Source organism: Verrucosispora sp. SN26_14.1, from assembly GCF_004307965.1.
Classification (GTDB): Bacteria; Actinomycetota; Actinomycetes; order Mycobacteriales; family Micromonosporaceae; genus Micromonospora.
Genome location: NZ_SISL01000309.1, coordinates 1 through 7004, shown reverse-complemented (window position 1 = coordinate 7004; position 7004 = coordinate 1). Strand labels below are relative to the sequence as shown.

The following is a 7004-nucleotide window of genomic DNA, read 5'->3' as shown; positions in this document are numbered from 1 at the left end:
TCCCCGGCCGGCGCACTCGCCGCGCAGGCCGGGGACGATCCGCGCGCCGCGCAGCGGCACCAGGTCCACGGTGCGGCTCACGCCCGGTTCGAAACGCACGGACGTGCCGGCCGGTACGGCGAGACGCTGCCCCCAGGCGGCGGACCGGTCGAAGTCCAGGGCCGGGTTGGCCTCGGCGAAGTGGTAGTGCGACCCGACCTGCACCGGCCGGTCACCGGTGTTCACCACGAGCAGCGTGGTCACCGGACGTCCGGCGTTGATCTCCACCGGCCGCGCCGCCGGCAGGATCTCCCCGGGGATCACGGGATCGGGTGGTGCACCGTCACCAGCTTGGTGCCGTCCGGGAACGTCGCCTCCACCTGCACCTCCCTCAGCAACTCGGGGATGCCGTCCTGCACGTCGTCCCGGCTCAGGACGGTGCGGCCGGAGGCCATCAGGTCGACCACGGACGCCCCGTCGCGGGCACCTTCGAGGAGGAAGGCGGTGAGCACCGCGACGGCTTCCGGGTAGTTGAGACGCAGGCCGCGCTCGCGGCGGCGTCGGGCGACGTCCGCCGCCACGTGGACGAGCAGGCGGTCCTGCTCGTGAGGGGTGAGATACACGGGGTGCTCCCGGTGGGTTCCGCGCCCCGGACACCGTCGGCCCGGCGCCTCGACGCGCCGACCGCCGGTCGGGGTTCGCCCGCCGGTCCCGACCGCCACGTGCGCGGGGCCCGGGGTTTCCACCTCCCCGGTCCGCGTGACGGACCACCGGCGGTGTCGGGTCGGATGCGGACCGCACCGCCCACCGCTGAGCAGACCGTAAGGGATCACGCGGGCAGCGGGCAACACCCCGCGTGAGCGTGGTCATAACGGGTGGACGCTGCCCCGTCACGGGCTGCTAGCCTCGGCGGCAGGTCAAGAGCGTCAGCGTCAAGCCCCGGCTCGCTGGCCGGCAACCCTCGTCCGCGCAGGGGTGCCCCGGGTGAGGACCAGGCATCGGAGCGATCTCCGGTGCAAGCGTGGCCTGGTGTCCCAGGTCATCACGACCTCGAGGAGAGCCATGGCGTACCCCGATCGACCGGTTGCCTGCCGGCACCTGACCCGGCGTCGACACGTCGACATGATGCGGGTGTGCAGCGCCGCGTGTAGCTGACCGCGTCGCCACCCGGCCGTCGACCCCACCCGGTCGGACGACCACCCCGTTCGTTCCCATCCTTCGCGGTCCGTCCCACGGCGGACCGTCGGTGTGGCACGTGCGTGCCCGCCGCCGCTCATCAGGAGACACCTGTGCGATTCCTTCCTGCCCTCACCCGGGCCGCCGCCGTCGGCGTCACCGCCGTGCTCGCCGCCGTCACCCTCACCGCCTGCGGCGCGGACGGTGACCCCGCCGAGAACCCGTACAACCTGCTCCAGCCTGGGGTGCTGCGGGCCGGCACGCTGACCGACGCACCGCCGAACGTGTACCTCAAGGACGGCGAGTTCACCGGGTTCGACAACGACCTGCTGGTCGCCGCCGCCGACAAGCTCGGGCTGCGGGTCGAGTTCGTCGGCACCGACTTCTCCGGTCTGCTCGCCCAGGTCAACAACCGCAAGTTCGACGTCGGCAGTTCCTCGATCACGATCACCGAGGCGCGGAAGAAGACGGTCGACTTCGGCAACGGCTACGACTTCGGATACTTCGGCCTCGACGTGCCCGCCGGTTCGACGCTGGCGAGCTTCGACGAGCTGTCGGGCAAGCGGGTGGTCGTCGTGCAGGGCACCGTCCAGGACGACTACGCCACCGGGCGTGGCCTCGACCCGGTGCGGGTGCCGGACTACAACGGCGCGATCAACCAGCTCAAGGCGGGCACCGCCGACGCCTGGATCGCCCCGGCCGAGATCGGCGAGAAGACCGCCGCCGACAGCGGCGGCAGGATCACGGTCGCGGCGAAGGAACTCAGCCCGGCACCCACCGCGTACGCGGTCGCCAAGGGCAACGACACGCTGCGCGAGGCGCTGAACCGGGCCCTGGACGAGGTCATCGCCGACGGCACCTGGACCCGCCTCCAGGAGCAGTACTACCCGGGCCGGCCGATCCCGGCCGACTTCACCCCGGGCAGCGGCGAGGTGTCGGCGCCGGCCGCCTCCTGAGGTAGGACGACGAGCGAGTAGGGCGGAGGTCGACCGTGGATCCGTTGCGCACCCTGTGGGAGACGTTCTTCGACTGGGAGTCGATGCGCGAGGCGCTGCCCGACATGATCACCGTCGGGTTGCCGAACACGCTGATCCTGGCGGTCACCGCCGCCCTGCTCGGCTCCGCCATGGGCATCGTGCTGGCCGTCGCGGGCATCTCGCGTACCCGCTGGTTGCGGTGGCCGGCCCGGGTCTACACCGACGTGTTCCGCGGTCTGCCGGCGGCGGCGACGATCCTGCTGATCGGGGTCGGTCTGGCGCCGTTGGGCATGCAGGTGTGGGGACCCAACCCGTACCCGCTGGGCATCCTGGCGCTGTCGCTGATCGCGTCGGCGTACATCGGGGAGATCTTCCGCTCCGGCATCCAGTCGGTGGAGGCCACCCAGGTGGAGGCCGCCCGCGCGCTCGGTTTCTCCTGGTGGGAGGCGATGCGGGTGGTGGTGATCCCGCAGGGTGTCCGGCGGGTCCTGCCGGCCTGGGTCAACCAGCTCATCGCACTGATCAAGGACTCCAGCCTGGTCTACTTCCTCGGTCTGCTGGCCAGCCAGCGGGAGCTGTTCCGGATCGGGCAGGACTACGCGGCCAACACCGGCAACCAGTCGGCGCTGCTGCTCGCCGGGCTCGTCTATCTGACCCTGACCGTGCCGCTGACGCACGTCGTCAACTGGATCGACCGGCGGCTGCGGCACGGCCGCCCGGCGACCGGACCGGCCGGTGACGACCCCGACGACCTCGACCTGGCGCTGCCCGGCGCCGCCGGAGGCAACCAACGATGAGCACCTCGGTCAGTCTGAGCCTGCGCGACGTACACCTGGCCTTCGGCCGTCACCAGGTGCTGCGCGGGGTGGACCTGGACGTCGCACGCGGCGCGACCGCCTGCGTGATCGGCCCGTCCGGGTCCGGTAAGTCGACGCTCCTGCGGACCGTCAACCGGCTCCTCGAACCGGACAAGGGCGACGTGCTGCTGGACGGGCGCAGCGTGCTGCGCGACGACCCGGACGCCCTGCGGCAGCGGGTCGGCATGGTGTTCCAGCAGTTCAACCTCTTCCCGCACATGAGCGTGCTGCGCAACATCACCGTCGCGTTGCGGCGCATCCGCAAGCTCGGCGAGGACGAGGCGGTGGCGGTGGCGCGTACCCACCTGGACCGGGTGGGGCTGGCGGCGAAGGCCGACGCCCGGCCGGCGCACCTCTCCGGCGGGCAGCAGCAGCGGGTGGCCATCGCCCGGGCGCTGGCCATGCAGCCGCAGGTGATGCTCTTCGACGAGGCCACCTCGGCGCTCGACCCGGAGCTGGTCAAGGGCGTGCTGTCGCTGATGGCGGACCTCTCGTCGCAGGGCATGACCATGGTGGTGGTGACCCACGAGATGGGTTTCGCGCGCGAGGTCGCCGACACCGTCGCGTTCATGGACGCCGGAGTGGTGCTGGAGGCCGGCGAGCCGGCCACGATCTTCGAGTCGGCCGAGCACCCGCGCCTGCGCCGCTTCCTGTCCCAGGTGCGGTAACGCGCGGGTGCGAATGTAAGGAGGGGACCCCTGCTATGCACGAGGCGTTAGCAGGGGTCCCCTCCTTACATCTCAGACCGGGGTGTCGCGCCGCCGGAACGCGCCCACTCCGACGGCCAGCAGCACGGCCGCCACGGCGGTGAGCACCACCAGGGGCAGCACCCTGAGGTCGGCGGCGGGCACCGACGGCACGTGCGTGAAGGGCGACAGGTTCAGCGCCGCCTGCGGCAGCTCCAGCACCGCGCCCAACTGCCCGAGCAGCAGGAAGGCGATCAGCACCGCCCAGCTCAGCGCCACCGACCAGCGGGGCACCGCGCCGAACAGGGCGGTCACCACCCCGACGAGCACCAGCAGGGCGGGCAACCGCAGCAGCGCCGCCCCGCCCAGCTCGACCGTCCAGCCGACCGCGTCACCGGCCGCCAGGCCGTACCCGAGCCCGGTGGTGAGACCGGCCAGCAGCACCAGCAGCGCCGCGCCGAGCACCGCGCCGCACACCTGCGTGCCGAGCCACCGGGTCCGGCTCACCGCCGTGGCCAGCAGCGCCTCCAGGATGCCGTCGGACTCGTCGTTGCGGGTACGCAGCAGGGCCTGCACGACGTACGCGCCGATGGTCAGCGCGTACAGGCCGAGGATCGCGGCCAGGTACGCGTCGACGAGTTCCGCCCCGCCGCCGAGCTGGGCGATCACGTCGGCCGCCGCCGGGTTCTCGGCGATCATCGCGTCGACCTCGTGACCGGCCACCCCCATGGAGAGGCCGAGCACCACCACCGCCACCGCCCAGCCGGCCAGTGCGCCGCGCTGCAACCGCCAGGTCAGGCCGACCGGTCCGAGCAGCCCCGAGCCCGCTCGGGCCGGTCCACGCCGCGCGGCCAGCAGACCCGCGCCGACGTCCCGGCGCTCGGCCAGCAGGTAGGCCAGCGCGACACCGGCCACCAGCAGGGCCACCGGCAGTGCGAGCACCCACCATCGTTCGGCGCCGAAGGCGCGTACCTGGGTGCCCCAGCCCAACGGCGAGAGCCAGGTCGGCCAGGCGCTGTCCAGCCGCGTACCGTCGCTGCCGCGCTCGCCCAGCACGTCACCGGCGGCGCGCAGCAGGAACGCGACGCCCACGGTGGCCGCGGCGAGCGCGTTGGCGCCCCGGGAACTGACCGAGAGCTGGGCGGTGACGGCCGCGAGGCCGGTGAAGGCGACGCCGACCCCGCCGATCGCGGCGGCGGCGGCCACCGCACCGACGACCGGCAGCCCGGCCCCGACGAAGGCCAGGGCGAGCAGCGCGGCGGAGGCCAGGTTCGCGCCGACGACCACCACCAGGGCGGCGGTGAGCAGGGCGTACCGGCCGACGACGGTGGCGCCGAGCAGTTCGGCGCGCCCGGTCTCCTCGTTCTGCCGGGTGTGCCGGACCACGGCGAACGTGCTCAGCAGCGCGGCGAGCAGGGTGAGGGTGAGGTACGTCTCGGCGACCACCACCGCGCCGAGGTCGGCGCTCGCGATCGGACCGTTGAAGGCACGGGCGACCACACTGGACAGGGCGGTCTCGGCGTACCCGAGGCGGGTCTGCTCGTCGGGGTAGAGACCGGCGACGCTCTCGGCCAGCCCGTAGCCGATCAGCGGGGTGCCGAGGACCCAGACCGCCAGGCGGATCCGGTCCCGACGCAGCGCGAGGCGGGCGAGTCGCCCGGTGCCGGTGAAGGCGCTCATCGGGTACCTCCGGCGGTGGTCTCCCGCGCGACGTCGCCGGCCTGCCGTCCCGCGTCGGTGCTGCCGCCGTAGTGCCGCAGGAACAGCTCCTCCAGCGTGGGCGGCGTGCTGGTCAGGGCACGGACCTCGAACCGGACCAGGTGGCCGAGGAGGGTGTCCAGGTGCGCCGGCTCCACCTCCAGCTTGACCCGGCCGTCGACCGGACGGACCTCGTGGACGCCGGGCAGCTCCGCCAGCCCGGTCAGCGGCCGTGCGGTCTCGACGGTCACCGTGGTACGCGCCAGGTGGCGCAGCTCGGCGAGGCTGCCGGACTCCACGGTGCGCCCGTCCCGGATGATGCTGACCCGGTCGCAGAGCGCCTCCACCTCGGCGAGCACGTGGCTGGAGAGCAGCACGCTCGCTCCGGCCCGGGTGAGCGTGCGGACCTCCTCCTGGAACACCGCCTCCATCAGCGGGTCCAGACCGGACGTGGGTTCGTCCAGGACGTACAGCTCCACGCCGGAGGCGAAGGCGGCGACGATGGCGACCTTCTGCCGGTTGCCCTTGGAGTAGGTGCGGCACTTCTTCGTCGGGTCCAGCTCGAAGCGTCGCAGCAGCTCGTCGCGGCGGCGTTCGTCGAGACCGCCGCGCAACGCGCCGAAGAGGTCGATCGCCTCCCCGCCGGTGAGGTTGGGCCAGAGGTTGACGTCACCGGGTACGTACGCCAGCCGCCGGTGCAGCGCGACCGCGTCCCGCCACGGGTCGCCGTCGAGGACGCGTACCTGTCCGGAGTCGCGGCGCAGCAGGCCGAGAACGATCCGGATGGTGGTGGACTTGCCCGCGCCGTTGGGTCCCAGGAAGCCGTGCACCTCCCCCGGTTCCACCGTCAGGTCGAGTCCGTCCAGGGCACGTACACCACCGAAGGTCTTGACGAGGTTCTCGATCGAGATCACGGACATGGGTGCCTCCTGTCGCTCGGTGTACCGACCACCCCTCACTGTACTGACCGATGGTAAGTGGATTCCCGCAGCGCCCGTCCAGCGGTCAGGGACCGCTACGCTGAACGCCATGAGCTGGGAGGAAGTCGACGACACGCACAGCCGGATCCTGCGTACGGCGTTGCAGATGTTCACCGAGCAGGGCTACCAACGCACCTCGCTGCGCCAGATCGCCGAACGCCTGCGACTGACCAAGGCGGCGATCCTCTATCACTTCCCCAGCAAGGCACACCTGCTCACCGACCTCGCCGAGCCGTTCGTGCGGGACCTGGAGGAGCTGCTCGACCGGGCCGAGGCCCTACCGGCGGGACAGGCCCGGTGGTCGCTCCTGGAGGGCTGGGTGGACGTCATGCTCGCCCACCGGCACTCGCTGGGCATGCTCTACCACGACCTGGCGCTGGTCGATCGTGGCACGGACTACCAGCGACTGATGCGGATCGCGATGCGCGCCAACGAGATCGTGGCCGGGCCGAACCCGGCTGTGCGGGAGCGGGTCCGGGCGGTACAGGCGCTCGCGATGTGCGGCGATCCGGTCCTCTTCCTCACCGACGTACCCGAACGTGCGCTGCGCGAGGACATGCTCGACGGCGTCCGCCGACTGCTGGAGGACTCCCCGCTGGCCACTCCGCCGACCACCGGCACTGGCGCGGACGGTCCGACCGCCCCGGCAGC

At 72.4% G+C, this 7004-nt stretch carries 8 protein-coding genes and 1 riboswitch; of the genes, 4 read left to right on the top strand and 4 right to left on the bottom strand.

From position 1 onward, the window contains the following. Window positions 1–303: urease subunit beta (locus tag EYA84_RS22700; protein ID WP_131055131.1), on the bottom strand; the 303-nt coding region annotated here is incomplete at its 3' end. Next, window positions 300–602 carry an urease subunit gamma gene (locus EYA84_RS22695; protein ID WP_131055129.1) on the bottom strand — a complete coding sequence of 101 codons (303 nt, stop codon included), beginning with the start codon at window positions 600–602 and terminating at the stop codon, window positions 300–302. The genes EYA84_RS22695 and EYA84_RS22700, both read right to left, overlap by 4 nt. Window positions 603–894: 292 nt before the next feature. Further along, window positions 895–1007, top strand: a riboswitch (SAM riboswitch). A 261-nt stretch (window positions 1008–1268) separates the two neighbouring features. On the opposite strand from EYA84_RS22695, the gene EYA84_RS22690 reads away from it, so the two are divergent. From EYA84_RS22690 to EYA84_RS22680, 3 genes are read left to right on the top strand one after another with little or no spacing between them, the layout of a single operon-like run. Continuing rightward, entirely contained in the window at window positions 1269–2111 is an 843-nt protein-coding gene (locus EYA84_RS22690; protein ID WP_131055127.1) for an ABC transporter substrate-binding protein, read from the top strand. Between the two features lie 35 nt (window positions 2112–2146). Continuing rightward, window positions 2147–2929, top strand: coding sequence for an amino acid ABC transporter permease (locus EYA84_RS22685; RefSeq protein ID WP_131055126.1), 783 nt, complete (start codon window positions 2147–2149; stop codon window positions 2927–2929). Next, complete coding sequence (locus EYA84_RS22680) at window positions 2926–3657, top strand: amino acid ABC transporter ATP-binding protein (protein WP_131055123.1); 732 nt, start codon at window positions 2926–2928, stop codon at window positions 3655–3657. Before EYA84_RS22685 ends, EYA84_RS22680 begins: the two co-directional genes overlap by 4 nt. A 72-nt stretch (window positions 3658–3729) precedes the next feature. Here EYA84_RS22680 and EYA84_RS22675 read toward each other — a convergent pair whose 3' ends face one another. Further along, on the bottom strand, window positions 3730–5355 hold the full coding sequence (locus EYA84_RS22675; RefSeq protein WP_131055121.1) for an ABC transporter permease: 1626 nt from the start codon (window positions 5353–5355) through the stop codon (window positions 3730–3732). Further along, a complete protein-coding gene (locus EYA84_RS22670; RefSeq protein ID WP_131055120.1) occupies window positions 5352–6293 on the bottom strand; it encodes an ABC transporter ATP-binding protein in 942 nt (313 codons plus the stop codon). The genes EYA84_RS22675 and EYA84_RS22670 overlap by 4 nt, the downstream gene beginning before the upstream one ends. Window positions 6294–6402: 109 nt before the next feature. Between EYA84_RS22670 and EYA84_RS22665 the strand changes: the two genes are divergently transcribed. Continuing rightward, window positions 6403–7004 (top strand): TetR/AcrR family transcriptional regulator (locus EYA84_RS22665; protein WP_161595018.1); only part of this gene is annotated, 602 nt, incomplete at its 3' end.